Source organism: Streptomyces sp. NPDC088252 (assembly GCF_044740965.1).
GTDB lineage: Bacteria > Actinomycetota > Actinomycetes > Streptomycetales > Streptomycetaceae > Streptomyces.
The window spans coordinates 170,921-195,455 of sequence record NZ_JBIURS010000005.1 but is presented as its reverse complement, the minus strand read 5'-3'; the positions used below and the strand labels follow the sequence as shown (position 1 = coordinate 195,455).

Sequence of the window (24,535 nt, the reverse complement as noted above, 5' to 3'; positions counted from 1 at the left end):
GCCGGTGCCCGCCCTCCCCCCCCCCGCCCCCCACCCGGGCTTGGAATGGGGCCCCCCCCCCACCGGCGCCGCGCGGCCCGGCCCCCTGCCGGGGTTGTCCGACGTCAGGGGCCCTTCCCGCGCGCCGGAAAGCTCCGGCCGACCGGGTTCTAGTCGTGCCAGGCTCCGAACTCCTCCAGGAGGCTCTGCAGCGGCTCGAAGACACCCGGTGTCGCGGCCACCGTCAGGTCGCCGTCGGCAGGCAGCCCAGGACGGCCGCCGGTGCACGCCCCCGCCTCCCTGGCGATGAGGTCCCCGGCAGCGAGGTCCCACGGGTGGAGCCCGCGCTCGTAGTAGCCGTCGAGACGGCCGGAGGCGACATCGCAGAGGTCCACGGCGGCGGAACCGCTGCGCCGGATGTCACGCAGCCGCGGAATCAGCTTCTGGGCCACGTCCGCCTGGTGCGTCCGGACGTGACCGACGTAGTTGAAGCCGGTCGAGACGAGCGCCTGGTCGAGCGGCGGCGCGGGCCGGCAGCGCAGCGCGGTGCCGGCACCGTACGCACCGCCCTTCGCGTACGCCCCGCCGCCGAGCACCGCCTGGTACGTCTCGCGGCGCATCGGGGCCTCCACCACTCCCACGATCCGTTCGCCGTCCCGTTCGGCGGCGATGGAGACGGCCCATGTGGGCAGTCCGTACAGGTAGTTCACCGTGCCGTCGAGCGGATCGATGACCCAGCGGATACCGCTGCTGCCCGCCGCGCTGGCCCCTTCCTCACCGAGGAAACCGTCCTGGGGGCGGCGCTCGGCGAGGAAACCGGTGATCAGCTTCTCGGCAGCGATGTCCATCTCGGTGACGACGTCGATGGGGCTGGACTTGGTCGCTGCCACTCCCAGGTCGGCCGGACGGCCGTCGCGCAGCAGCGCACCGGCGCGGTGGGCGGCCTCCAGGGCGAGGTCGAGCAGTTCGGTGGGGTTCGGGTCGGTCACGGCGCTCCAGGGGGCTCAGACGTGCGGCAGGGGCTTGTCACGCGTACGGGCTGTCGGCGCCCGCGGCGGCGGGCCTGGGAGCCCGCGCCGGGCAGCAGCCGACCGGGCAGAGGTCATGGCTCGGGCCTAGCTCGCCCAGCGCGCACGGCCGCGCGCCGCGCCCCTGTTCGGCGGCTGCGCGCTCCAGCACCAGCTCCCGCACCGCGGCGGCGAACCGGTGGTCGGCGCCCACGGTCGCGGACCTGCGCACCGGTAGGCCGAGCTCGGCGGCCTTCGCGGTGGCCTCCGTGTCGAGGTCGTAGAGCACTTCCATGTGGTCCGAGACGAAACCGATGGGGGCCATCACCACGGCGGGTACGCCCTCGCCGTGCAGTGTCTCCAGGTGGTCGCAGATGTCGGGCTCCAGCCACGGGATGTGCGGAGCGCCGCTGCGGGACTGGTAGACGAGTTGCCAGGGGTACTCCACGCCGGTCTCCTCGCGCACCGCGTCGACGATCAGCCGGGCGACGTCGAGGTGCTCGGCGACATAGGCGCCGCCGTCGCCGTGCGCCTCCACCGGGCCGGAGGTGTCGGCGGCGGAGACAGGGATGGAGTGCGTGGTGAAGGCGAGGTGCGCCCCGCCCCGTACGTCCACGGGGAGGTCGGCCAGCGAGGCGAGGACACCGTCCACCATGGGCTGTACGAACCCGGGATGGTTGAAGTAGTGCCGGAGCTTGTCGACCCGGGGCACCGGCAGGCCCTCGGCCTCCAGGGCGGCCAGGGATTCGGCCAGGTTCTCGCGGTACTGCCGGCAGCCCGAGTAGGAGGCGTAGGCGCTGGTGGCGAGGACGGCGATGCGGCGGTGCCCGTCGGTGGCCATCTCGCGCAGGGCGTCGGTGAGGTACGGCGCCCAGTTGCGGTTTCCCCAGTACACCGGCAGATCGAGCCCGTGCTCCGCGAAGTCCGTGCGCAGGGCGTCCAGCAGGGCTCTGTTCTGGGCGTTGATCGGGCTGACGCCGCCGAACAGGAAGTAGTGCTTGCCGACCTCCTTCAGCCGCTCCTCGGGGATGCCGCGGCCACGGGTCACATTCGCCAGGAACGGGACCACGTCGTCCGGGCCTTCGGGACCACCGAAGGAGAGGAGCAGGAGTGCGTCGTAGGGAGCGGGATCGCGCAGATCGGACATGGCACCGATCCTGCCACCCGCCTCGGACGGGGCTCCCACCGACATCGGCCTCCCGGCCCACCCCCGTGTCGGGACGCCCGACCCGACCGTAAGCTGTACCGGCCATATTCACGCATTACTGGCGCGTGTGATCACGCTGTTCCGGAGCCCTCCTTGCCCAGTCCCTACCGCGCGATTTTCGCCGCCCCCGGCACCAAGGGGTTCTCGGCGGCCGGATTCCTAGGTCGGATGCCGCTGTCCATGATGGGCATAGGCGTGGTGACCATGGTTTCCCAGCTCACCGGCCGTTACGGGCTCGCGGGCGCGCTCTCCGCGACGCTGGCGATGTCGGCCGCGGTGATCGGGCCGCAGATCTCCCGGCTGGTCGACCGGCACGGGCAGCGCCGCGTGCTGCGCCCCGTGACCCTGGTCGCGCTGGCGGCGGTGGCCGGCCTGCTGATCTGCGCGCAGCAGCGGCTGCCTGACTGGACGCTCTTCGTCTTCGCGGCGGGCGCCGGCTCCGTTCCCAGCGTGGGCTCGATGATCCGGGCCCGCTGGGCGGACATCTACCGCGGATCGCCGCAGCAGTTGCACACCGCGTACTCGTGGGAGTCGATCGTCGACGAGGTGTGTTTCATCTTCGGGCCGATCATCTCCATCGGTCTGTCCACCGCCTGGTTCCCGGAGGCGGGACCGCTGCTCGCGGCCGGCTTCCTGCTGGTCGGCGTCTTCTGGCTGACGGCGCAGCGTGCCACCGAGCCGGTGCCGCATCCGCGCGAGCAGCACACCGACGGCTCCGCCCTGCGCTCCACGGGGCTGAGGGTGCTGGTGGTGACGTTCGTGGCGACGGGGGCGATCTTCGGGGCCGTCGACGTGGTGACGGTGGCCTTCGCCGAGGAGCGGGGCCACAAGGCCGCGGCGAGCCTTGTGCTGGCCGTGTACGCGCTGGGGTCCTGCCTGGCCGGAGCCGTTTTCGGCCTGCTTCACCTCAAGGGACGGGCTGCCACCCGGTGGCTGGTGGGTGTGTGTGCGATGGCCGTGAGTATGATCCCCCTCCAACTGGCCGGGAGCCTCCCGTTCCTGGCCGTGGCGCTCTTTGTCGCGGGCCTCGCCATCGCACCGACGATGGTGACCACCATGGCCCTCGTCGAACAGCACGTACCGCGCACCAAACTGACCGAGGGCATGACCTGGACCAGCACCGGGCTCGCCGTCGGCGTTGCGCTCGGCTCCTCGGCCGCCGGCTGGGTGGTCGACGCGTCCGGGGCCGAGGCGGGGTACGCGGTGCCCGCCGTGGCGGGAGCGCTCGCGGCCGCGGTGGCGTTCCTGGGGTATCGCCGGCTCAGCGGGCCGGTTCCTACGGAAGGGCGCGGGGCAGATGACCGACACCGACGCACGGACGACGACGAGCGCGTGGCGTAACTGGGCTGGGAACGTCAGCGCCCGTCCGGTACGAGCCGTGTCCCCCGCCTCCGTGCCGGAACTCGCCGAGGCACTGCGGCGGGCGTCCGAGGACGGGCTGAAGGTGAAGCCGGTCGGCACCGGGCACTCCTTCACCGCGGCTGCGGCCACGGACGGCGTGCTGATCCGCCCGGATCTGCTCACCGGCATCCGGAAGATCGACCGCGAGGCGATGACGGTGACCGTCGAGGCCGGCACTCCGCTGAAGCGGCTGAACACCGCTCTGGCCAGGGAGGGCCTGTCGCTCACCAACATGGGCGACATCATGGAGCAGACGGTCGCCGGGGCCACCTCCACCGGAACCCACGGCACCGGTCGTGACTCGGCGTCCATATCCGCGCAGATCCGCGCCCTCGAACTCGTCACGGCCGACGGCACGGTGCTGACCTGTTCGGACGAGGAGAACGCCGACGTCTTCGCCGTCGCCCGGATCGGGCTGGGTGCCCTGGGCGTCGTCACGGCGATCACCTTCGCCGTGGAACCCGTCTTCCTGCTGACGGCCCGCGAGGAACCGATGGGCTTCGACCGGGTCACGGCGGATTTCGACGAGCTGGTCGCCGAGAACGAGCACTTCGAGTTCTACTGGTTCCCGCACACCGGCAACTGCAACACCAAGCGCAACAACCGCAGCGCGGGCCCCGCCGCCCCGCCCGGCAAGGTCAGCGGCTGGATCGAGGACGAGCTCCTCTCCAACGGGGTCTTCCAGGTGGCCTGTTCGCTCGGCCGGGCGGTCCCCGCCACCATTCCCTCGATCGCCAAGATCTCCAGCCGCGCCCTGTCGGCCCGCACATACACCGACATCCCGTACAAGGTCTTCACCAGCCCGCGCCGCGTGCGCTTCGTGGAGATGGAGTACGCGCTGCCGCGCGAGGCCGCCGTGGAGGCGCTGCGCGAGGTCAAGGCCATGGTCGAGCGTTCGCCCCTGCGGATCAGCTTCCCGGTGGAGGTCCGTACCGCCCCCGCAGACGACATCGCGCTCTCCACGGCCTCGGGCCGGGAGAGCGCGTACATCGCCGTCCACCTCTACAAGGGCACGCCCTACCAGGCGTACTTCACGGCGGTCGAGCGGATCATGACGGCCCACGCCGGCCGACCGCACTGGGGGAAGGTCAACACCCGCGATGCCGAGTACCTCGCCGGGGTGTACCCGCGGTTCGGCGAGTTCACCGCCGTACGCGACCGACTGGACCCGGACCGGCTCTTCGGCAACGACTATCTGCGCCGGGTGCTGGGCGACTGAGCACCGAGGCCGTTCACTGCCCGGTGCCCGTGCCCGAGGTGGCCCCGTCGCCCTGCACGGGGGCGTCGCCCGCACCCGTGGTGTCCGGGCCGGTGCTGCCGCCGTTGCCGGGCGCCGCCGGGGAGGGCGTGGCCGCCGGGGACGGACCGGTCACGCTTCCGGTGTTGTCGGACGGCGTGGGGCTGGGCGTCGGATCGGCCGAGGAACGGTCGCCCTGACCGGCGTCGGGGTTCCCGCTCCGCCCGTCCTGTGGGCTCGTGCCAGGCGTCGTACCGCTCTCCTGGCCGGGGGTCTGCCCCCGGCCGGGTTCCTCGCTGGTCGGCGGTGCCGGGTCCTTCGACCCCGAGCCCCGTTCCCCACCGCGTACGACGGAGCCCACGGTGGTTCCCTGGCCGCCGCTCAGGCCATTGCCGGAGACCAGCTCGAACGTGGTGATCCCGGCCATCGTCACGGCGAAGACGACGGCCGCCCCGAGCGCCGACCGCTTCCAGCCGCGGAGCCGGGTGCCGTGGGTGGTGGCTTCGGAGAACTCCTCGTCCTGGTCCGCAGGGCCCGCCGTGACCGACCGCGTCCCGTCGAACTGCCGCAGCAGCCGCGTGCGGTCCGGATCCACCGGCACGCTGCGCAGCACGGTCGTGGCGTCGGCCTCACGCAGCACGTTCGTGGCGTCCATGGCGGGCATCACCGTGGTGGCGTCCGCGGCACCGCCGGGGGTCCCGGCCGGTGGCCGCCGCTCCCCCTGTGCCCCGCGCGCGTCGACGGTCTCCCGCGTACGCACGGTCACCTCCCGGCCCGGGTGCTTCACCTGCACCGTGACCTCGCGGATCTGCTCCCCCGTGCGGCGGAAGAAGTGCTGGAAGACCGAACCGCCACAGGTGGCGACGACGCTCATGACGCCCGCGCCGAGGATCGTTCCGTACACCCCCAGCTGGGAGGCGGCCACGGCCGCCGCGACCGCTGCCACCGCGCTGCCCGCCACCTGCGGCAGGCTCAGGTCTATACGCCTTTCTTTGGGTTCTATGTCACTTTCCGGCTTCTGCACCATTTCCAGCCCTTGATTGACATCTCTCCCGCCATGCAACAGGAAGGGACATTTGAACGAAGTGAATAGTTCCGCTTCAGGAGATTCTGTGAAGCAGGACACGCATGAAGGTCGCCCGCGCCGGGCCGGGTGGCTCAACTCCCGCACCTCACGAGAACTTCGGCGGCGCGGCGGTCCACCCACATGGCCCGAATGGAGTACTGTGGCGAGCCCTGGGGCCGGACTCCCGCATGGGCGTCCGGGATCTTCGGGAGGGGGCCGAAGGAGGCACTCGATCCGGCGGCGCCACGGCATCGCACGGGGACTGGCTACATGAGGTGACCAGCGGTCACTTTGTGTTGCACAATAGGTCACCGTGTCATACCGGCGATCAAGGGCTCACGCCCGACACGCCGGGCAACACGGCAATGTTGTGGCAGGCTGCACCCGGGCAGGCCACACTCGACTAGCGGAAGCAGCGACGCACGTGACGTCGGCAGGCACCACCCGGGAGGTCCCCATGCCCGAACTGCGTGTCGTGGCCGTCTCCAACGACGGCACACGACTGGTGCTCAAGGCTGCGGACAGCACGGAGTACACGCTTCCGATCGACGAGCGGCTGCGAGCCGCCGTGCGCAACGACCGCGCGCGGCTCGGCCAGATCGAGATCGAGGTGGAGAGTCATCTCCGCCCGCGCGACATCCAGGCCCGGATACGAGCCGGTGCCTCCGCGGAGGAGGTCGCTCAATTCGCCGGCATCCCGGTCGACCGTGTCCGCCGCTTCGAGGGCCCCGTGCTCGCGGAGCGCGCCTTCATGGCCGAGCGGGCCCGGAAGACTCCTGTGCGCCGTCCCGGCGAGAACACCGGCCCCCAGCTCGGCGAGGCGGTGAAGGAGCGGCTGCTGCTGCGCGGCGCCGACAAGGAGACCGTCCAGTGGGATTCCTGGCGCCGTGACGACGGCACCTGGGAGGTCCTGCTGGTCTACCGGGTCGCGGGCGAGCCGCACTCGGCGAGCTGGACGTACGACGCGCCGCGCCGACTGGTCCAGGCCGTGGACGACGAGGCGCGTTCGCTGATCGGCGAGACCGACGACGTCGCCACGCCCGAGCCGAGCTTCCCGTTCGTGCCGCGGATCGCCAGGCTGCCTCGCGACAGGCCGCTCGACCGCGCCCTGGACCGCCAGATGGAGCGCCCGACGGTCCCGGTCCCCGAGCCCGAGGAACACATCGGCGGCATCTCGGCCGGCGAGCGCGATTCGCTGACCAGCCTGCTGGAGGCGGTACCGAGCTTCCGTGGCGACATGGTGGTGCCCGAGCGGCCCGCGCCGCCCGAGCCTCCGGCCATCGAACCCGCCGCGCAGGAACCGGAGGCCGATGAGCCGCCCGCCGCGGCGGCCTCCGCCGGCGCCGGTACCGCCTATGCGGATGTGCTGATGCCGCGGGCGGTGGCGGGTCACCGCGACCGCCTGACCGGGACGACGGATCGCCAGGCCGAGGCGGACGGCGTCCGGCCGGGCCGCCGTGCCGCCGTGCCGAGCTGGGACGAGATCGTCTTCGGTACGCGCCGCAAGAAGCAGGACTGAACGGGGTGACCGCAGCATGACGAGGGCCCGTACGCCACTGCGTACGGGCCCTCGTGTCTTACGCGCCCCTCGTGCTTTACGCACCCCTCGCGACGGATGCGCCCCGACCGCGCGTGGCCGGGGCGCCCTGCGGCGGTGCCGGCCGATCCCCGCGGCGCGGGCTTCGTTACTGAGGGTCGGGACCCGTGGCCACCGGGCGGGACTCGTCCGCGGACCACTCGGACCAGGAACCCGCGTACAGCGCCGCAGGGATCCCGGCGACGGCCAGGGCCAGCACCTCATGGGCACCGGACACGCCGGAGCCGCAGTAGACACCGACCTCCGGCGCCCGGTCGGCACCGAGCCCCTCGAAACGGGCCGCCAACAACCGGCCGGGCAGGAAACGGCCGTCGTCCCGCACGTTCTCGGAGGTCGGGGCCGAGACAGCACCCGGGATGTGCCCGCCCACCCGGTCGATCGGCTCCACATCGCCCCGGTAGCGCTCGGCGGCCCGCGCGTCGAGCAGCAGTCCGGTACGAGCCAGCGCCGCCGCCCCGTCCGCGTCCAGCAGCGGCAGCGCACCGGGGACCGGCCGGAAGTCGCCCTCGGCCGGGATGGGGGCCTCCTTCTGGAGATCTCCCTTCCAGGCGGCGAGACCGCCGTCCAGGACCCGCACGTCCTCGTGCCCCGTCCAGCGCAGCAGCCACCAGGCGCGCGCCGCCGCCCAGCCCTGGCCGCCGTCGTACACGACCACCGGAGTGTCCCGGGAGACACCGGCCCGGCGCATCACCGCGCCGAACTCCTCCGGATCGGGCAGCGGATGACGGCCGGCGGCGCCCGCCGGACCGGCGAGTTCCGCGTCCAGATCGACAAAGACCGCGCCGGGAATGTGTCCGGCCTCGTAATCGGGTCGGCCGTGCGGGCCGCCCAGCTGCCAACGTACGTCCAGGAGCACCGGCGGACGTGGCCCCGCCGACTCGCTCGCGTATTCGGATGCCGTGATGATGGGCTTCATGGGTGCCATCCTCGCGCAGGAGCCGCCCCACTCGTCATACCGTCGAAGCGGACGTACCACACAAAACCGGTCTCCCTCAGTCGAGATCCCGGAAAGTGCGGCGCGGCCGGGGCACATCGTGCGCCGGGTGGTGCAAGCATCTGCACGGGGCGTACACATCCTGTACCGCACGGCGGCACACCGGCCCCGTTCCCCCCGTACGGCCACCACGATGGTCCGAGGAGAGAGTGACGATGACCGAGGCTGCCGCCCGGCGCACGCCTGGAACACCTTGCTGGGTGAGTCTGATCGTGCACGGACTGAGCGCGACCCAGGACTTCTATGCCGCCCTGTTCGGCTGGGAGTTCGTGCCCGGACCGGATCAGCTGGGTCCGTACGTCCGCGCGCTGATCGACGGGAAAGTGGTCGCCGGCATCGGACAACTGCCGCCCGAACGCCATCTGCCGGTCGCCTGGACGACCTATCTGGCCACCGACAACGCCGATGTCACGGCGGAGGTGATCCGCTCCTGCGGCGGCACGGTGGCCGTCGGACCGCTCGACGCGGGCGAGGCGGGCCGGCTCGCCATCGCCTCCGATCCCAGCGGCGCGGTCTTCGGCATCTGGCAGGCCGCCGCGCACATGGGTACGGCACTCGGGGGCGCCCACGGCACCCCGGTCTGGAACGAGCTGGTGACCCGCGAGACGTCGACGGTCTGCAAGTTCTACCAGACGGTCTTCGGCTACGAGCCGGAGGCCGTGGTCTCGGCCGATTTCGACTACCAGACCCTGCATCTGCACGGCCGCCCGGTGGCCTCGCTGCACGGCGTCGGACACGCCCTGCCGCGCGACCGGGGGCCGCACTGGATGACGTACTTCGAGGTCGACGACACCGACGAGGCCGCCCGTCGCGTGGTGGACCTCGGCGGATACATCCTGCAGCCGCCCCGGGAGGGATCGAGCGGCCGGGTGGCGACCGTGGCGGACCCGGAGGGCGCCGCGTTCACGATCGTGCGGTCGGCGGCTCGCTGAGCCGTCGGGCCGCGGGGCGGTCAGCCGGCCCGGACCCGTTCGACATGTCGGTGGGCGGGGCCGGCCAGTCGGGCATGTATCTCGTCGAAGAGTTCGGATGCTTCGGTTCCGCTCCACTCCGCCGGCAGCAGTTCACGCGCCACGCCCGGGTCGAGGTAGACGAGCCGACGCCAGTCGGTGAGGACCCTGATGTACGTCGTGAACGCCTCGCGGTCCGTCACCGGTCCGCCGCTCGCGATCTGCTCGGCCACCGGACGGTGCGCCGCGAGGAATTCGACGTACAGCCGCTGCAGGCGGACGGTGTCCCACCAGGAGCGGACCTTCGCGGCCAGGTCCGCTGCGCCGTCCTCGCCCCCGGCCACGGAGAGGTAGTCGGCCCGGAAAAGGTCGGCGTACGAACGCAGCCCGTGCCGGGCCAGCATGTCCTCCGCCTCGTCGTGCACATGTCCCGGTGCGATCCACACCCCGGCCGACACGGACCCGAAGCCGAGCCGGGTCAGCTGGGTGCGCAGGGTGTGCCGCTTGGCCCGTTCGGACTCGGGCACGGAGAAGACCACCAGCACCCAGCCCTCGTCCACCGTGGCCCTACGGGCCGCGAAGATGCGCGGATCGCCGTCGCGCAGAATGCGTTCGGTCTCGGGTGAGATCCGGTATCCGGCGGCTCCGGAGACCGATTCCGCGTCGAGCAGTCCGGCGCGCTTCAGCCGGGAGACCGAGGAGCGCACGGTGGGGCCCTCGACACCGAGGTCGGCGAGCAGCTGGATCAGCGAGGCCACGGACATCCAGCCGTCGGTGTCGCGCGCGTACAGCCCGTAGACCGTCACGATCAGCTGCCTCGGCTGCACCTTGCCCGGCGGGCCCGGTTCCGACTCGGCCTCTTTTGCGCTCACCGTGTTCACAGCGTCATCCTAAGCATCCGCACCCGACACCGGAGGGGATGGTTCAGGCAGAGGAGACGGGCAGCACATCCGGGGAGAGCGCGCCCGCGCGGGCGCTCGCGCTGGTCGTCCTGCGCTGGTGGTGACGGCGGCACAACACCTCGTAACCGACCTCGCCCGCCTGCTGGTTGACGTCTCCCACCACCACCTGGGCGCCTTCGACGACCATCTCGCCGCCGACCGTCCGGGCATTGTGCGTGGCCCGGGCGCCGCACCAGCAGAGCGCTTCGACCTGGAGCGTCTCGACCCGGTCGGCCAGTTCGATCAACCGCTGGGATCCGGGGAACAGCTTGGTCCGGAAGTCCGTGGTGATACCGAACGCGAAGACATCCATGTCGAGGTCGTCGACGACACGGGCGAGCTGGTCGATCTGGACGGGGGCCAGGAACTGTGCCTCGTCCACGATCACGTAGTCCGCCCGGCCTCCCCGGCTTATCCGGTCGACGAGGTGCGCGTACAGGTCCATGCCCTCATCGGCCTCGACGGCCTCGGTGACGAGACCCAGGCGTGAGGAGAGCTTCCCCTCCCCCGCCCGGTCGTCACGGGTGAAGATCACACCTTGCAGGCCACGCGCCGAACGGTTGTGGCCGATCTGCAGCGCCAGCGTGCTCTTTCCGCAGTCCATCGTTCCGGAGAAGAACACAAGCTCGGGCATGAGGGGCTGAGGACCTTTCGGGCGGGGCGAGGCAGGGCCGCGAAACGGTGATGCCGGACCTGCGATGGGAAAAACGCGGTTACGAGCGTACTTCGAGCAGCGGCACGAGCTGCTCGACGGGGGTCATCGAGCCGTGCATGCCGACCATCGCGGACTCGTGCGGCTCATTGACCGAGGCGGTGATCACCACGTCGTCGTGGGCCGCCGCGACGACATCGCCGATCCTCCCGTGGACACGTTCGTCGATCTTCGGACCGAACCAGCCGGCCGCGATCGCCTCGTCCCGGCTCGCCACCCAGAACTGTTCCCCGAGCACTTCCCGCCAGACGGTCAGTACGTCGCTCTCGGCCCCCGGGACCGCGTACACATGCCGTGCCCGGCCCTCGCCACCGAGCAGGGCGACGCCCGCACGCAGCTCCCAGTCCTCGTCGAAGTCGATCCGGGACCGCTCGTCGAAGGGGATGTCGATCATGCCGTGGTCCGCGGTGATGTACAGCGCCGAGCGGGGCGGGAGCTGTTCGGCCAGCCGCCGGGCCAGGCCGTCCACGTACATCAGCTGCCCCCGCCAGGCGTCGGAGTCCACGCCGAAGCGGTGGCCCTTGCCGTCGACCTCGCTGTAGTAGGTGTAGACGAGCGAGCGGTCCCCCGCGGCGAGCCGTTCGGCGGCGACGTCCATCCGCTCCTCGCCGGACAACCGGCCGAGGAACGAGCCCCCGCTGAGTGCGACCTTGGTCAGCGGGGTCTGCTCGAAGGCGGGTGCGGATACCTGGGCGGTGCGCACCCCCGCGGCCTCGGCGAGCGAGAAGACGGTGGGGTACGGCTGCCAGGCCTTCGGCGAGGTCCAGGGCTTCCAGCGGAGCTGGTTCATCAGCTCGCCGGTCTCCGGATTGCGCGCGGTGTAGCCGGGCAGGCCGTGCTCGCCGGGCGGAAGTCCGGTGCCGACCGAGGCCAGCGACGTCGCGGTGGTGGCCGGGAAGCCCGCCGTCACCGGACGGCCGGTGCCGCCGCGCGAGGTGGGGAGCAGGGAGTACAGAAACGGTGCCTCGTCCGGGTGGGCCTTGATCTGCTCCCAGCCGAGGCCGTCGATCAGGAACACGCAGTTCCGGTCGGCCGGGGCGAGTTCGGGGATCGCCGCGGTGAAGCCCGGTACGCCCTGTCCGGCGACGAGCGTGGGCAGCAGATCGCAGAGCGAGCCGCTGCCGTACTCCGGGACCGGGGCGGTGTCGACGGGGAGCAGAACAGGGTCCTGCCAGGCCGGCTGGGCCATCAGCGGCCGGTCGCCGCGGTCGCGGCCGTGGCCTCGGACAGCGACTGCGCGAAGGCGAGGGTCTGGCGCACGGTGTCCGGACCGTCACCGGCCTCGCTGACCCGCAGACTCAGATCGTCGGCGGTGGAGCTGCCGGTGTAACCGTGGTCGGCCTCGCAGTTGGGGTCGCCGCAGGCGGCCGGCTCCAGGTCGATGCGGGAGACGGCGCCCCAGCCGATGGTGAGGACGACCTCGCGGGGCAGCGTGCCCGGAACGTACTTCTCGGGGTTGGCCACGACACGGCTCACCACGACCGACGAGATCCGGTCCAGCTTGACCGACTCCGTGGAGGTGGTGGCGTACGGCGTGGGGGAGCTGGTGTCCGCGTTCTGCTCGTCGGTGTGGCTGACGATGAATCGGTTGCCCGTCAGGACCAGGACCGTGACATGGCGCCGCACCTCGTTGGAATCGAAGGTGGTCTCCTGGTGCACGAGGTACGAAGCGACCGGCTCACCGCCCACGGCGGCCTCCACCGCCTCGGCCACGAGGGCCGGGTAGTAGCCACTGCGCTCGATCGCCGCGCGCAGCCCCTGGGTCGTCGTACCGGTCTTAGCCATGAGGACCATCCTACGGGGGACGGACGACTGCCGGGGACGTTGTGCGGCAGGGCCGATCTGGGCCCGGGCGGTGAGGGAGGCGCGCGTTCACGCCCGTCCGGCGAGGGATGACGAAGCCTGCCGCCCGGGTCAGTAGTTGGGGAGCCGGCGGGGGCCGAGGTCGGTGCGGGCCGGGGGCGGCGAGAGCCGGACGCTCGCACCGAGAACGGTCAGCCCCTGGGTGGCGACCACGACCGGTTCCAGGGCGATGGAGACCACCTCGGGGTGGTCGTCGACCAGCCTGGACACCCGCAGCAGCAGTTCTTCGAGCGCCGCGGTGTCCACGGGCGCCGCACCACGCCAGCCGAACAGCACCGGGGCGGCCCGGATGGACCGGATCAGCTCGGCGGCGTCGCGGTCGGTGGCCGGAACGAGGCGGTGGGCGGTGTCGCCGAGGAGCTCGGAGGGCGCGCCCGCGAGTCCGAAGGAGAGGACGGCTCCGGCCGCCGGGTCGATCGCGGCCCGGACGACGGTGTCGACGCCGCGCGGCGCCATGGCCTGGACGACGGGCTGGAGTTCCGCAGGTTTGCCGAGCAGGTCGGTCAGTTCGCCGTACGCCCGGCGAAGTGCGTTCTCGTTGGCGAGGTCCAGCCGGACACCGCCGAGATCGGCCCGATGGCGCAGATGAGGGGCGGTGGTCTTGAGGGCCACGGGGTAGCCGAGCCGGGCCGCCGCGGCGACGGCGGTCTCCGGGTCGGGGGCCGGGAGGGTCGGTCGCACGATGATGCCGTAGCGGCCCAGGAGTTCCCGCGCCTCGTCAGGCGCGAGCGGCCGGCCCCGCGGGTCGGGGTCGGAGCCGAGCAGGGCATGGATCAGATCGGCGGCACCCGGCTCGTCGATGGTGTCGTCGAGGAACTCGGGCACCTTGCCCGGCACGGCGGCCTGCCGTCGCCACTGCGCGTACCTCACCGCTTCGGCCAGGGCCCGCACGGCACGCTCAGCGGCGGGGTAGGCGGGGATCCGGCCGTTACGGGGGCCGGATCCGGGGCTGTCCTCGCCGTCCACCCCGGTGGCGGCGGAACGCGGTGGTGCGGGCCGCGCGGGGCCGGTGGACCCGGGTTCGGGGCCGGGTGCCGCAGGAGCAGGCCCGGGGCCGGTGGTGGTCGCCTGCGCGGAGGCGGTGGTTCCGGCGTGCGTGGAGGCGTGCGTGGAGGTGGGGGCGGCGAGGGGCCGCGCCGAGGGGCGCGGCAGCGCGACCGTACTGGTGGCCGCGGCGAGAGCCTCCGCCAGGCCGCCGATCTCCACATGGACGACGGCCACCGGCTTGGCGGGGCCGGCGGCCGCGGCCGCGTGCAGTGCGCTCGCCAGCACCTCCCCGTCGCCCGATTCCGCCCGGCCGTCCTCTCCCACCCACGGGATCGCCGTCACGACGACAGAGTCGCAGCCTTCGTCGGCGAGTGCCTCGGTCAGTGCGTCCCGGAAGTCCTGCGGGGTGGCGGCGGTGGTGAGGTCGCGGGGCGGGCGCGGGCGCAGCCCCTCGGCCAGGCAGGCGTCGTACGTGAGCAGACCGAGCGACTCGGAGTTGCCGAGGATCGCGACCCGCGGCCCCGCCGGGAGGGGCTGGTCGGCGAGGAGGAGGCCCGCGTCGACCATCTCCGTCACCGTGTCGACGCGGATCACGCCCGCCTGCCGCATGAGCGCCGAGACCGTCGCGTCGGGGATCCTGCTGACCGGCACCGCGTGGCCGGGCGGGGTGGAGCCGCTGTGCCGGGCGCCCTTCACCACGACCACCGGCTTCACGGCCGCGGTGCGGCGTGCGAGGCGGGTGAACTTGCGGGGATTGCCGATCGATTCGAGGTACAGCAGGGCGACATCGGTGTCCGGGTCCTCGTACCAGTACTGGAGGAAGTCGTTGCCCGAGATGTCGGCGCGGTTGCCGGCGGAGATGAAGGTGGAGAGGCCGGCTCCGCGCCGGTATAGCCCGGAGAGCAGCGCGATGCCGATCGCACCGGACTGGGTGAACAGGCCGATGCGTCCGGGCGCGGGCGGCTCGGGGGCGAGGGAGGCGTTCAGCCGGACGGCCTCGGCGTTGTTGATGACGCCGAAGGCGTTCGGGCCGATGATCCGCATCCCGTACGAGCGGGCCTGACGGACGAGTTCCCGCTGTCGTTCCCTGCCTTCGGCACCCCATTCGGCGTACCCGGCGGAGAGGACGACCAGCCCCTGGACGCCGTGCTCGCCGCAGTCGGCCACGGCCTCCGGAACCCGGTCGGCGGGGACGGCGACGACCGCGAGGTCGACCGGCTCGTCGATCTCGCCGACGGAACGGTGCGCGGGGACGCCGTCGATCGTGCCCTGGTCGGCGGGGAAGGCGCGGTTCACGGCGTAGGTGCGGCCGGTGAAGCCGGCACCGAGCAGATTGCGCAGGACCGTGCGGCCGACCCCGCCGGGAGTGCGCCCGACGCCGATGACGGCGACGGATCCTGGGGCGAGCAGCCGTTGCACGGAACGCGCCTCGGCCCGCTGCTCACGGCCGCGCTGGACCGCGAGCGACTCCGCGGTCGGTTCGAGGTCCAGGGTGAGATGGACGGAACCGTCCTCGAAGCTGCGCTGCTGGGTGTAGCCGGCGTCCCGGAAGACCTTGATCATCTTGTTGTTGGCGGGCAGCACCTCGGCCGCGAAGCGGCGGATGCCCCGCTCGCGGGCGACGGCCGCGATGTGTTCGAGGAGCGCCGAGGCCACGCCCCGGCCCTGATGCGCGTCCTGGACGAGGAAGGCGACCTCGGCCTCGTCGGCGGGCGCGGAGGCGGGCCTGCCCCGCGCGTCGATCCGGTCGTAGCGGACGGTCGCGATGAACTCACCGCCGACCGTGACCGCGAGGCCCACCCGGTCGACGTAGTCGTGATGGGTGAAGCGGTGCACATCACGGTCGGACAGCCGCGGGTACGGAGCGAAGAAGCGGTAGTACTTCGACTCGTCGGAGACCTGCTCGTAGAAGCTGACCAGCCGTTCGGCGTCGTCCGTGGTGATGGGCCTGATCCGCGCGGTTCCCCCGTCCCGGAGGACGACGTCCGCTTCCCAGTGGTCGGGATACGCGTGCTGCGGACTCTGCTCCGGCGAGGGCTGCATGGGCCAAGACTACGGCTCCGTCAGCGGTCGCGTAGGGCCTGGGGCCGGGGCAGTCTGAGGGGGCCGATCGGCGGTACAGCACAGGTTCTGGGCGTGCCGCGGTTCGGCCTGAGCATCGCGCACCACATGAGAGACTGGTCTAGACAACCATTGGATTCCTGAAGGGCAGAACCATGGCTGAGCGCCGCGTCAACGTCGGTTGGGCCGAGGGCCTGCACGCCCGTCCCGCTTCCATCTTCGTCCGTGCCGCCACGGCTTCCGGCGTCCCCGTGACGATCTCCAAGGCCGATGGCAACCCGGTGAACGCCGCCTCCATGCTCGCGGTGCTCGGTCTCGGCGCGCACGGCGGCGAGGAGATCGTGCTGGCATCCGAGGCCGACGACTCCGAAGCCGCCCTGGACCGCCTGGCGAAGCTGGTCGCCGAAGGTCTCGACGAGCTTCCGGAGACCGTCTGAACCATTTCCTGCAAGAGAGCCGCGGCACCCTTATTCGGGACCGCGGCTCCATGCATTTCCGAGCAGGGACGATCGAAGGAAATTCGGGCAACCTAAACAGACCCGAACGGAATTACCACCCTTTGTATACGGCACGATTATTAATTCCGAACACCTGAAGTGTTTACGGAGTGTTGCGAAGCCCTCACCCGGTCGGCGCGGGAGGCGGCCGACTGACGGCCCGGCCGGTCGGCGCCGCGCAGCCGGTGCACGGTCGTGGCCCGCTCGGCGTGCTGGGTGGCCAGCACCCTCGCCCGTTCCGCGTCGCCGCGCGCCACCGCGTCCACGATGGCTCCGTGCTCCGCCCAGGAATCCACCGGGCGGACCGGCTGGTCGACCACGTACATCCAGGCGATCTTGTGCCGCAACTGGGTGAGCGTCGCGATCAGGCTGGAACTGCCCGAAGCCTGCGCCAACGTCTCGTGGAACCAGCCGCCCAGTGAACGCAGATCCTCTCCCTCACCCCGCCTGGCCCGCTCCTGACCGAGCCTGACCAGACCGCGCAGCACCTTGAGATGCGCCTCGGTGCGGCGCTGCGCGGCGCGCGCGGCACCCAGCGGTTCCAGCAGCGCCCGGACCTCCAGAAGGTCGGCGGCCTCCTGCTCGGTGGGCTCGGCGACACAGGCTCCCGCGTGCCGACGGGTGACCACGAACCCCTCGGACTCCAGGGTGCGCAGCGCTTCCCGTACCGGGACACGGGACACCCCGTAACGGCGCGCCAGCAACTCCTCGGTGAGCCGGCTGCCGCGTTCGAAGACGCCGGAGACGATGTCGTCACGGATTGCCGTGCATACCGAATGCGCCGGAATGCGCATGTCCGAACCTCCGTCTTAATCCCCGCGAAACGCGGCCGACCGACGCCTGTTCTGCGACTCTATTGCAATGCGGCCACATTTCCGATGCCAGATGGAAATTCATGAATATCTTTTGGTCGCGCGGGGCCGGCCCGGCGGGCAGCACCATGGGCGGTTCGGGTGTCGGGCGCGGGTGTCGGGCGCGGGTGTCGGGCGCTTCGAAGGCCCCGGCGTGACGCCGGGGCCTTCGAAGGGGTGTTGCGCACGAGCGCCGGTCAGACGTCGACTCCGTGGGCGCGCAGGTACGCGACCGGGTCCATGTCGGAGCCGTACGAGGGCGTGGTCCGGGCCTCGAAGTGCAGGTGCGGCCCGGTGGAGTTGCCGGTCGAGCCGGAGAGGCCGATCCGCTGACCGGCGCCGACGCTCTGGCCGACGGAGACGCCGATCGAGGAGAGGTGGCCGTACTGCGTGTACGTACCGTCCGTCATGCGGAGGACGATGTTGTTGCCGTACGCGCCGCCCCAGCCGGCCTCGACGACCGTTCCTGCGCCGACGGCGACGACGGTGCTGCCGGACGCGGCATGGAAGTCGATGCCCGAGTGGCTGCCGGAGGACCAGAGCGAGCCGCTGGACTTGTAGCCGGTGGTGACGTACGAGCCGGCGACCGGCAGCTGGAAGGAGCCCAGACGGGTGCGCTCGGCGGACCGGGCGGCACGCGCCTTCTCGGCACGCGCCTCGGCCACGCGCTCAGCCCTGGCCTTCGCCTCCGCCGCCTTCTTCTCGGCCTCGGCCTTGCGCCGGGCCTCCGCCTTCGCCTCCGCCGCGACATCGGCCTGGTGCTTCTGCGCGTCGGCCTGGGCGGCGATCTGATCGGCGAGTGCGCCCTCGATGGCGATGATCTGGTTCAGACCGGTCTCACTGACGGAGGGGGTCCCGGTGTCCGCGGCGAGGGCCGGGGACGCCATGCCACCGATGACTCCGGTGGTCGCCAGAGCCGCGGCGCCGGCGATCTTCGCGCTCCCGCGGGTCAGTCGGCTCGGGGCACGACGCTTCCCGGCGGCACGGGTGAAAGCCATGTGGTGGCTGATCCTTTCCTTCCTTCTCGCCTACCGGGTTAGCTGACGGGTTCGGAGCAGGAAGGTCTCCTACGGACGCCCCGGCCTCACCGAGGATCAGGCATCCGATTCACCCCAGGGACTGCGTGGGTCCCCGGCTCCCCAGGCTCGCGCCTGACGGGGACTCGGCGATGACTGCCCGGTATGTCACGGTTGCGGCATACGAGTGGCGGACAGCCCGGCCGACGCTAAGCGGGGTCGCTTTCATTCACCAAACGGACAGGCCGTTTTGTAGCGCATCCCACAGGGCAGACAGGCAACCTCCCCCCAGAACGGACAAAAGGGAGACCCTGGCGAGACGCGACGCACAGGACCTCCCTCTTGTCCCGGTATGCACACCCATGGGCGCTTGTCCCGGTATGCACACCCATGGCGAATCGTGGATCTACCGGGGCGACCGGCACTCAGCCGGTGCGACCTGCTCCTACGGATGCTCCGCCGGGGCGACCCGTGCAAGGCCGGGAGCTCCGCCGGGCCGACCCGCGCGTGGCCGAGGGCTCCGCCGGTGTCCGATCGAACGTGACAGTCGCGCAGCGATCTGTGACACGCGACCGGGCAGCCGGCGCCCGCACCCGCGCCGGGTCGGCCGTCCGGCATCCGCGACGGCGTACGACGACCGTCAGCCGGCGACCACCGACACCTCTCCGATGCCCAGGGCGCGGACCGGCTCCTCGATCTGCGCAGCGTCACCGACGAGGACCGTGACCAGGCGGTCGCCCGGGAAGGCGTTGACCACCGCTGCGGTCGCCTCGACCGTTCCGGTCTCCGCGAGCCGGGCGTACAGCTGTGCCTGGTAGTCGTCCGGGAGGTGCTGCTCGACCTGGTCGGCGAGAGTGCCCGCGACGGAGGCCGCCGTCTCGAACTTCAGCGGTGCGACACCCACGAGGTTCTGTACGGCCGTCTCGCGCTCCTCATCGGTCAGCCCCTCGGCCGCCAGGGTCCGCAGGACCGTCCACAGGTCCTCCAGCGCCGGTCCGGTGGACTCCGTGTCCACCGATCCGCTGATGGCGAGCATCGCGGCACCTGTCGCCCCCGAGGCGGAGTCCGGGGCCGACGACCGCAGCACCTGGGCGAAGGCCCGCACGCCGTAGGTGTAGCCCTTCTCCTCGCGCAGCACACGGTCCAGCCGGGAGGTGAGCGTGCCACCCAGGCAGTACGTGCCCAGCACCTGGGCAGGCCACACGCTGTCGTGCCGGTCGGCGCCGATCCGGCCGATCAGCAGCTGCGTCTGCACCGCGCCGGGACGGTCGACGATCACCACTCGGCCGGTGTCGTCCGCGGTGATCGGCGGGACCGGACGGGGCTCGGCGGCGTCGCCCGACCAGTCACCGAGGGTGTCGGTGAGCAGCGCGTCGAGGTCGATGCCGGTGAGGTCACCGACGACCACGGCGGTCGCCGTGGACGGCCTGACGTGGGTGTCGAAGAAGGCACGCACGGCCGCCGAGTCGATCCGCTCCACCGTCTCCTCGGTGCCCTGGCGCGGGCGCGACATCCGCGCCGTGGCCGGGAAGAGTTCCTTGGAGAGTTGCTTCGCGGCTCGCCGGGCCGGGTTGGCCTGCTCGTGCGGGATCTCGTCGAGCCGGTTGCGCACCAGCCGTTCGATCTCGCTGTCGGCGAAGGCGGGCGACCGCAGCGCCTCGGCGACCAGCGCGAGCGCCTTGGCCAGCCGGGAGGCCGGGACCTCCAGGGAGACCCGGACTCCGGGGTGGTCCGCGTGCGCGTCGAGGGTGGCGCCGCAGCGCTCCAGTTCGGCGGCGAACTCCTCGGCGGTGTGCTTGTCGGTGCCCTCGGACAGCGCCCGCGACATGATCGTGGCCACGCCGTCGAGGCCCTCGGGCTCCGCGTCCAGAGGGGCGTCGAGGAAGATCTCGACCGCCACGACCTGCTGGCCGGGGCGGTGGCAGCGCAGCACCGTGAGGCCGTTGGGCAGGGCGCCGCGCTCCGGCGCGGGGAAGGCCCAGGGCCGCGCGACGCCGGGGGCGGGCTGCGGGTGGTACTGCATCGAAACTCCAGTCGCGGCAGCGTCGGTCACTTGTCCGCCCCTTCGTGCGCGTCGGTGTCGTCGGCGTCGGTCTCATCGGTGTCCGCTGCGTCCGCGGGCTCGGCCGATTCGACCGGCTCGTAGACCAGCACCGCCCGGTTGTCGGGGCGCAGCTGGGCCTTGGCGACGGCCTGGACCTCGTCCGCGGTGACGTCGAGCACCCGCTGTACCGCGGTCAGGGCGAGTTGCGGGTCACCGAACAGCACGGCGAACCGGCAGAGTTCGTCGGCGCGGCCCGCGACCGTACCGAGCCGGTCCAGCCACTCCCGCTCCAACTGGGCCTGCGCACGCTCCATTTCCTCGGGCGTGGGGCCCTCGGCCGCGAACCGGGCCAGCTCCTCGTCGACCGCGGCCTCGATCTGCGGCACCTCGACACCGCCGGACGTCTTGACGTCCAGCCAGCCGAGCGAGGGGGCACCGGCCAGCCGCAGCAGCCCGAATCCGGCCGCCACCGCCGTACGGTCACGGCGCACCAGACGGTTGTGCAGCCGCGACGACTCGCCGCCGCCGAGCACGGTCAGCGCGAGATCCGCCGCGTCGCACTCACGGGTGCCGTCGTGCGGCAGCCGGTAGGCGGCCATCAGCGCCCGCGCCGGAACCTCCTCGTGCACCTCTTCGCGCAGCTGCTCGCCGATGGTCTTGGGGAGCGTGCCGTCGCGCGGCGGCTGCTTGCCGTCGTGGGACGGGATGGAGCCGAAGTACTTCTCGATCCAGGCGAGCGTCTGCTCGGGATCGATGTCGCCGACGACCGAGAGCACGGCGTTGTTGGGCGCGTAGTACGTACGGAAGAAGGCGCGCGCGTCCTCAAGGGTCGCCGCGTCCAGGTCGGCCATCGAGCCGATCGGCGTGTGGTGGTACGGGTGGCCCTCGGGATAGGCCAGGGCCGTCAGCTTCTCGAACGCCGTGCCGTAGGGAACGTTGTCGTAGCGCTGGCGTCGCTCGTTCTTGACGACGTCCCGCTGATTCTCCATGGACTCCTCGTCGAGCGCGGCGAGCAGCGAGCCCATGCGGTCGGCTTCCAGCCAGAGGGCCAGCTCCAGCTGGTGCGTGGGCATCGTCTCGAAGTAGTTGGTGCGCTCGAAGCTGGTGGTCCCGTTGAGCGAACCGCCGGCCCCCTGCACCAGCTCGAAGTGGCCGTTCCCCTTGACCTGGCCGGAGCCCTGGAACATCAGGTGCTCGAAGAGGTGAGCCAGACCGGTGCGTCCCTTGACCTCGTGGCGCGAACCGACGTCGTACCAGAGGCAGACCGCGGCGACCGGGGTCAGATGGTCCTCGGAGAGCACCACGCGCAGGCCGTTGGCCAGACGGTGCTCGGTCGCTGTCAAGCCGCCGGAGCCGGCCCGGGCTGTGGCCGTGTGACCCATGGGCATGTACGTCCCTTCGATCGCGATACTGGATTTCCTGCGAGACCTGCCACTGTAAGCAAGCGCACAGACACCTGACGAAGTTCCCATACCGCGGAAGTTCGCGTGAAAGAGGGGCGCGCTCCCCTCCCGACGGGTCGTGGAACCACCCCGACAGGGGGCCGTAGCGGCTCCTGGGACGGGTCGAGGTCGGCGATGTCAGTGCGGCGGTCCACAATGGTCGGCGTCAGAACCTCAGGTTGCCCGAACAGAATCCGTGAAGGAGTCGCAGCAGCGATGGCCCGCCGCAGCACGAAGACCCCGCCGCCGGACGACTTCGAGGAGAAGATCCTCGACATCGACGTCGTCGACGAAATGCAGGGCTCCTTCCTTGAGTACGCGTACTCGGTGATCTACTCACGGGCCCTGCCGGACGCCCGTGACGGTATGAAGCCGGTGCACCGCCGCATCGTGTACCAGATGAACGAGATGGGCCTGCGCCCCGACCGCGGCTTCGTGAAGTGCGCCCGTGTCGTGGGCGAGGTCATGGGCAAGTTGCACCCGCACGGCGACGCGTCGATCTACGATGCGTTGGTCCGCCTGGCACAGCCGTTCTCCATGCGGCTCCCCCTGGTGGACGGCCACGGGAACTTCGGCTCGCTCGGAAACGACGACCCGCCGGCCGCCATGCGGTACACCGAGTGCCGGATGGCCGACGCGACGTCGCTGATGACGGAGTCGATCGACGAGGACACCGTCGCTTTCCAGTCGAATTACGACGGCCAGGAGCAGGAACCGACCGTCCTCCCGGCCGCGTACCCGAACCTCCTGGTCAACGGGTCGTCCGGGATCGCGGTCGGCATGGCCACCAATATGCCGCCGCACAACCTGGGCGAGGTCATCGCCGCCGCCCGGCATCTGATCAAGCATCCGGGCGCGGACCTGGAGACCCTGATGCGGTTCGTCCCCGGCCCCGATCTGCCGACCGGTGGCCGGATCGTCGGCCTGGGCGGCATCAAGGACGCGTACGCCGGCGGGCGCGGCACGTTCAAGATCCGCGCGACCGTCTCCGTGGAGAACGTGACGGCGCGCCGCAAGGGCCTGGTCGTGACGGAACTGCCCTTCGCCGTAGGACCGGAGAAGGTGATCGCCAAGATCAAGGACCTGGTCTCGGCGAAGAAGCTCCAGGGCATCGCGGACGTGAAGGACCTGACCGACCGCGAGCACGGCCTGCGCCTGGTCATCGAGGTGAAGAACGGCTTCGTTCCGGAGGCCGTGCTGGAGCAGCTGTACAAGCTGACGCCGATGGAGGACTCCTTCGGCATCAACAATGTGGCATTGGTGGACGGGCAGCCGCTCACGCTGGGGCTCAAGGAGCTGCTGGAGGTCTATCTCGACCACCGCTTCGACGTGGTGCGCCGACGCAGCGAGTTCCGCCGGGGCAAGCGCCGTGATCGGCTGCATCTGGTCGAGGGCCTGCTCGTCGCGCTGATCGACATCGACGAGGTCATCCGGCTCATCCGATCCAGTGACAACTCGGCGCAGGCGAAGGAGCGGCTCATCGAGCGCTTCTCGCTGAGCGAGATCCAGACGCAGTACATCCTGGACACCCCGCTGCGCCGCCTGACCCGGTTCGACCGGATCGAGCTGGAGAGCGAGCGGGACCGGCTCAACGACGAGATCGACAAGCTGACCACCATCCTCGATTCGGACACCGAGCTGCGCAAGCTCGTCTCCTCCGAACTGGCCGCGGTCGCGAAGAAGTTCGGTACCGACCGGCGTACGGTGCTGCTGGAGTCGGCCGGTTCGCAGGTCGCATCGGTGCCGCTGGAGGTGGCGGACGACCCGTGCCGGGTGCTGTTGTCGTCGACCGGGCTGCTGGCCCGTACCGCCAATGACGATCCGATCGTCTTCGCCGAGGACGCCAAGCGTGCCAAGCACGATGTGATCGTTTCGGCCGTGCCGGCGACGGCTCGCGGTGATGTGGGTGTGGTGACGTCGACGGGACGGCTGCTGCGGCTCGCGGTGATCGATCTGCCCCAGCTGCCGGACACCCACGCGGCACCCAACCTTTCGGGTGGGGCGATGGTGTCGGAGTTCCTCACGCTGGAGAGCGACGAGGAGGTCATCTGCCTCACCACCCTCGACGAGGCCTCCCCCGGCCTGGCGATCGGCACCCTGCAGGGAGTCGTCAAGCGGGTGGTGCCGGACTACCCGGCCAACAAGGACGAGTTGGAGGTCATCGCCCTCAAGGACGGTGACCGGATCGTCGGCGCGGCCGAGCTGCGCACGGGCGAGGAGGATCTGGTCTTCATCACGTCCGATGCGCAGTTGCTGCGCTACCAGGCGGCGCAGGTGCGGCCGCAGGGACGGCCGGCAGGGGGCATGGCGGGGATCAAGCTCACGGCCGGCGCGGAGGTGATCTCGTTCACCGCGGTGGATCCGGCGGCGGACGCGGTGGTCTTCACGGTGGCCGGTTCGCACGGCACGCTGGACGACTCGGTGCTGACGTGCAAGCTCACCCCGTTCGACCAGTATCCGCGCAAGGGCCGGGCCACCGGTGGGGTGCGTTGCCAGCGCTTCCTCAAGGGCGAGGACGTCCTGGTGTTCGGCTGGGCGGGCGCGACGCCTGCCCGCGCCGCACAGAAGAACGGCGCGCCGACCGAGCTGCCGGAGCCGGACCCGAGGCGCGATGGCTCGGGGACGCCCCTGGTAAAGCCGGTCGCGGTGATCGCGGGCCCGGTGTAGGCGGCCTGACCTGAGA

Annotated in this window: 19 protein-coding genes and 1 riboswitch; of the genes, 6 read left to right on the top strand and 13 right to left on the bottom strand. The window is 71.3% G+C overall.

The features are described 5' to 3' along the window. Window positions 1–149: 149 nt before the first annotated feature. Together ACIOHC_RS12860 and ACIOHC_RS12855 are read right to left on the bottom strand one after the other, a co-directional pair. Window positions 150–968: an inositol monophosphatase family protein gene (locus ACIOHC_RS12860; protein WP_351075086.1), complete on the bottom strand. Its 819-nt coding sequence runs from the start codon at window positions 966–968 to the stop codon at window positions 150–152. A 37-nt stretch (window positions 969–1,005) separates the two neighbouring features. Beyond that, window positions 1,006–2,133 carry a ferrochelatase gene (locus tag ACIOHC_RS12855; protein WP_351075088.1) on the bottom strand — a complete coding sequence of 376 codons (1,128 nt, stop codon included), beginning with the start codon at window positions 2,131–2,133 and terminating at the stop codon, window positions 1,006–1,008. 153 nt (window positions 2,134–2,286) lie between these two features. On the opposite strand from ACIOHC_RS12855, the gene ACIOHC_RS12850 reads away from it, so the two are divergent. Both ACIOHC_RS12850 and ACIOHC_RS12845 read left to right on the top strand, forming a co-directional pair. After that, window positions 2,287–3,534 carry an MFS transporter gene (locus tag ACIOHC_RS12850; protein ID WP_351075089.1) on the top strand — a complete coding sequence of 416 codons (1,248 nt, stop codon included), beginning with the start codon at window positions 2,287–2,289 and terminating at the stop codon, window positions 3,532–3,534. After that, window positions 3,491–4,813, top strand: a complete 1,323-nt coding sequence (locus tag ACIOHC_RS12845; RefSeq protein ID WP_351075090.1) for a D-arabinono-1,4-lactone oxidase — start codon at window positions 3,491–3,493, stop codon at window positions 4,811–4,813. The genes ACIOHC_RS12850 and ACIOHC_RS12845 overlap by 44 nt, the downstream gene beginning before the upstream one ends. A gap of 13 nt (window positions 4,814–4,826) precedes the next feature. On the opposite strand, the gene ACIOHC_RS12840 is transcribed toward ACIOHC_RS12845, so the two are convergent. Continuing rightward, window positions 4,827–5,858: a hypothetical protein gene (locus tag ACIOHC_RS12840; protein WP_351075092.1), complete on the bottom strand. Its 1,032-nt coding sequence runs from the start codon at window positions 5,856–5,858 to the stop codon at window positions 4,827–4,829. Between the two features lie 496 nt (window positions 5,859–6,354). Between ACIOHC_RS12840 and sepH the strand changes: the two genes are divergently transcribed. Further along, complete coding sequence (gene sepH / locus ACIOHC_RS12835; RefSeq protein WP_365692551.1) at window positions 6,355–7,416, top strand: septation protein SepH; 1,062 nt, start codon at window positions 6,355–6,357, stop codon at window positions 7,414–7,416. Between the two features lie 166 nt (window positions 7,417–7,582). On the opposite strand, the gene ACIOHC_RS12830 is transcribed toward sepH, so the two are convergent. After that, window positions 7,583–8,410: a sulfurtransferase gene (locus ACIOHC_RS12830; RefSeq protein ID WP_351075094.1), complete on the bottom strand. Its 828-nt coding sequence runs from the start codon at window positions 8,408–8,410 to the stop codon at window positions 7,583–7,585. Window positions 8,411–8,643: 233 nt separating this feature from the next. On the opposite strand from ACIOHC_RS12830, the gene ACIOHC_RS12825 reads away from it, so the two are divergent. Then, window positions 8,644–9,420: a VOC family protein gene (locus ACIOHC_RS12825; protein ID WP_351075095.1), complete on the top strand. Its 777-nt coding sequence runs from the start codon at window positions 8,644–8,646 to the stop codon at window positions 9,418–9,420. Window positions 9,421–9,440: 20 nt separating this feature from the next. Here the strand turns inward: ACIOHC_RS12825 and ACIOHC_RS12820 are convergent, their stop codons facing one another. The 5 genes from ACIOHC_RS12820 to ACIOHC_RS12800 all read right to left on the bottom strand — a co-directional run bounded on the left by ACIOHC_RS12820 (window position 9,441) and on the right by ACIOHC_RS12800 (window position 15,984). Beyond that, entirely contained in the window at window positions 9,441–10,319 is an 879-nt protein-coding gene (locus ACIOHC_RS12820; RefSeq protein ID WP_351075096.1) for a PaaX family transcriptional regulator C-terminal domain-containing protein, read from the bottom strand. Between the two features lie 43 nt (window positions 10,320–10,362). Continuing rightward, complete coding sequence (locus ACIOHC_RS12815) at window positions 10,363–11,013, bottom strand: thymidine kinase (RefSeq protein ID WP_351075097.1); 651 nt, start codon at window positions 11,011–11,013, stop codon at window positions 10,363–10,365. 79 nt (window positions 11,014–11,092) lie between these two features. Further along, window positions 11,093–12,280: a nucleotide pyrophosphatase/phosphodiesterase family protein gene (locus ACIOHC_RS12810; protein WP_365692554.1), complete on the bottom strand. Its 1,188-nt coding sequence runs from the start codon at window positions 12,278–12,280 to the stop codon at window positions 11,093–11,095. Then, entirely contained in the window at window positions 12,280–12,876 is a 597-nt protein-coding gene (locus ACIOHC_RS12805; protein WP_351075101.1) for a DUF5998 family protein, read from the bottom strand. The genes ACIOHC_RS12810 and ACIOHC_RS12805 overlap by 1 nt, the downstream gene beginning before the upstream one ends. Window positions 12,877–13,005: 129 nt before the next feature. After that, window positions 13,006–15,984 carry a GNAT family N-acetyltransferase gene (locus tag ACIOHC_RS12800; RefSeq protein ID WP_401842702.1) on the bottom strand — a complete coding sequence of 993 codons (2,979 nt, stop codon included), beginning with the start codon at window positions 15,982–15,984 and terminating at the stop codon, window positions 13,006–13,008. Between the two features lie 173 nt (window positions 15,985–16,157). Here ACIOHC_RS12800 and ACIOHC_RS12795 point away from each other — a divergent pair, with 173 nt between their 5' ends. After that, complete coding sequence (locus ACIOHC_RS12795) at window positions 16,158–16,439, top strand: HPr family phosphocarrier protein (protein WP_093898943.1); 282 nt, start codon at window positions 16,158–16,160, stop codon at window positions 16,437–16,439. 140 nt (window positions 16,440–16,579) lie between these two features. On the opposite strand, the gene ACIOHC_RS12790 is transcribed toward ACIOHC_RS12795, so the two are convergent. From ACIOHC_RS12790 to ACIOHC_RS12775, 4 genes are all read right to left on the bottom strand, one after another. Continuing rightward, the gene (locus tag ACIOHC_RS12790; RefSeq protein ID WP_351075105.1) at window positions 16,580–17,293 is read right to left on the bottom strand and encodes a GntR family transcriptional regulator; all 714 of its coding nucleotides are present in this window, start codon (window positions 17,291–17,293) and stop codon (window positions 16,580–16,582) included. A 254-nt stretch (window positions 17,294–17,547) separates the two neighbouring features. Beyond that, window positions 17,548–18,348 (bottom strand): M23 family metallopeptidase, encoded by an 801-nt coding sequence (locus ACIOHC_RS12785; RefSeq protein ID WP_401842699.1) that lies wholly within the window; start codon window positions 18,346–18,348, stop codon window positions 17,548–17,550. A gap of 12 nt (window positions 18,349–18,360) precedes the next feature. Then, a riboswitch (cyclic di-AMP (ydaO/yuaA leader) is annotated at window positions 18,361–18,528 on the bottom strand. A 478-nt stretch (window positions 18,529–19,006) separates the two neighbouring features. Continuing rightward, a complete protein-coding gene (locus tag ACIOHC_RS12780; RefSeq protein WP_365692559.1) occupies window positions 19,007–20,389 on the bottom strand; it encodes a pitrilysin family protein in 1,383 nt (460 codons plus the stop codon). 26 nt (window positions 20,390–20,415) lie between these two features. Then, entirely contained in the window at window positions 20,416–21,798 is a 1,383-nt protein-coding gene (locus ACIOHC_RS12775; RefSeq protein WP_351075110.1) for a pitrilysin family protein, read from the bottom strand. A gap of 270 nt (window positions 21,799–22,068) precedes the next feature. On the opposite strand from ACIOHC_RS12775, the gene ACIOHC_RS12770 reads away from it, so the two are divergent. Then, window positions 22,069–24,519: a DNA topoisomerase IV subunit A gene (locus ACIOHC_RS12770; RefSeq protein WP_351075111.1), complete on the top strand. Its 2,451-nt coding sequence runs from the start codon at window positions 22,069–22,071 to the stop codon at window positions 24,517–24,519. Window positions 24,520–24,535 lie beyond the last annotated feature (16 nt).

Excerpts from the sequence above, each read along its gene's own strand:
- ACIOHC_RS12855 (WP_351075088.1), bottom strand. The coding sequence starts at position 2,133 with ATGTCCGATCTGCGCGATCCCGCTCCCTACGACGCACTCCTGCTCCTC.
- ACIOHC_RS12845 (WP_351075090.1), top strand. The coding sequence starts at position 3,491 with ATGACCGACACCGACGCACGGACGACGACGAGCGCGTGGCGTAACTGG.
- ACIOHC_RS12840 (WP_351075092.1), bottom strand. The coding sequence starts at position 5,858 with ATGGTGCAGAAGCCGGAAAGTGACATAGAACCCAAAGAAAGGCGTATA.
- sepH (WP_365692551.1), top strand. The coding sequence starts at position 6,355 with ATGCCCGAACTGCGTGTCGTGGCCGTCTCCAACGACGGCACACGACTG.
- ACIOHC_RS12830 (WP_351075094.1), bottom strand. The coding sequence starts at position 8,410 with ATGAAGCCCATCATCACGGCATCCGAATACGCGAGCGAGTCGGCGGGG.
- ACIOHC_RS12825 (WP_351075095.1), top strand. The coding sequence starts at position 8,644 with ATGACCGAGGCTGCCGCCCGGCGCACGCCTGGAACACCTTGCTGGGTG.
- ACIOHC_RS12815 (WP_351075097.1), bottom strand. The coding sequence starts at position 11,013 with ATGCCCGAGCTTGTGTTCTTCTCCGGAACGATGGACTGCGGAAAGAGC.
- ACIOHC_RS12810 (WP_365692554.1), bottom strand. The coding sequence starts at position 12,280 with ATGGCCCAGCCGGCCTGGCAGGACCCTGTTCTGCTCCCCGTCGACACC.
- ACIOHC_RS12805 (WP_351075101.1), bottom strand. The coding sequence starts at position 12,876 with ATGGCTAAGACCGGTACGACGACCCAGGGGCTGCGCGCGGCGATCGAG.
- ACIOHC_RS12800 (WP_401842702.1), bottom strand. The coding sequence starts at position 15,984 with ATGCAGCCCTCGCCGGAGCAGAGTCCGCAGCACGCGTATCCCGACCAC.
- ACIOHC_RS12795 (WP_093898943.1), top strand. The coding sequence starts at position 16,158 with ATGGCTGAGCGCCGCGTCAACGTCGGTTGGGCCGAGGGCCTGCACGCC.
- ACIOHC_RS12790 (WP_351075105.1), bottom strand. The coding sequence starts at position 17,293 with ATGCGCATTCCGGCGCATTCGGTATGCACGGCAATCCGTGACGACATC.
- ACIOHC_RS12785 (WP_401842699.1), bottom strand. The coding sequence starts at position 18,348 with ATGGCTTTCACCCGTGCCGCCGGGAAGCGTCGTGCCCCGAGCCGACTG.
- ACIOHC_RS12780 (WP_365692559.1), bottom strand. The coding sequence starts at position 20,389 with ATGCAGTACCACCCGCAGCCCGCCCCCGGCGTCGCGCGGCCCTGGGCC.
- ACIOHC_RS12775 (WP_351075110.1), bottom strand. The coding sequence starts at position 21,798 with ATGCCCATGGGTCACACGGCCACAGCCCGGGCCGGCTCCGGCGGCTTG.
- ACIOHC_RS12770 (WP_351075111.1), top strand. The coding sequence starts at position 22,069 with ATGGCCCGCCGCAGCACGAAGACCCCGCCGCCGGACGACTTCGAGGAG.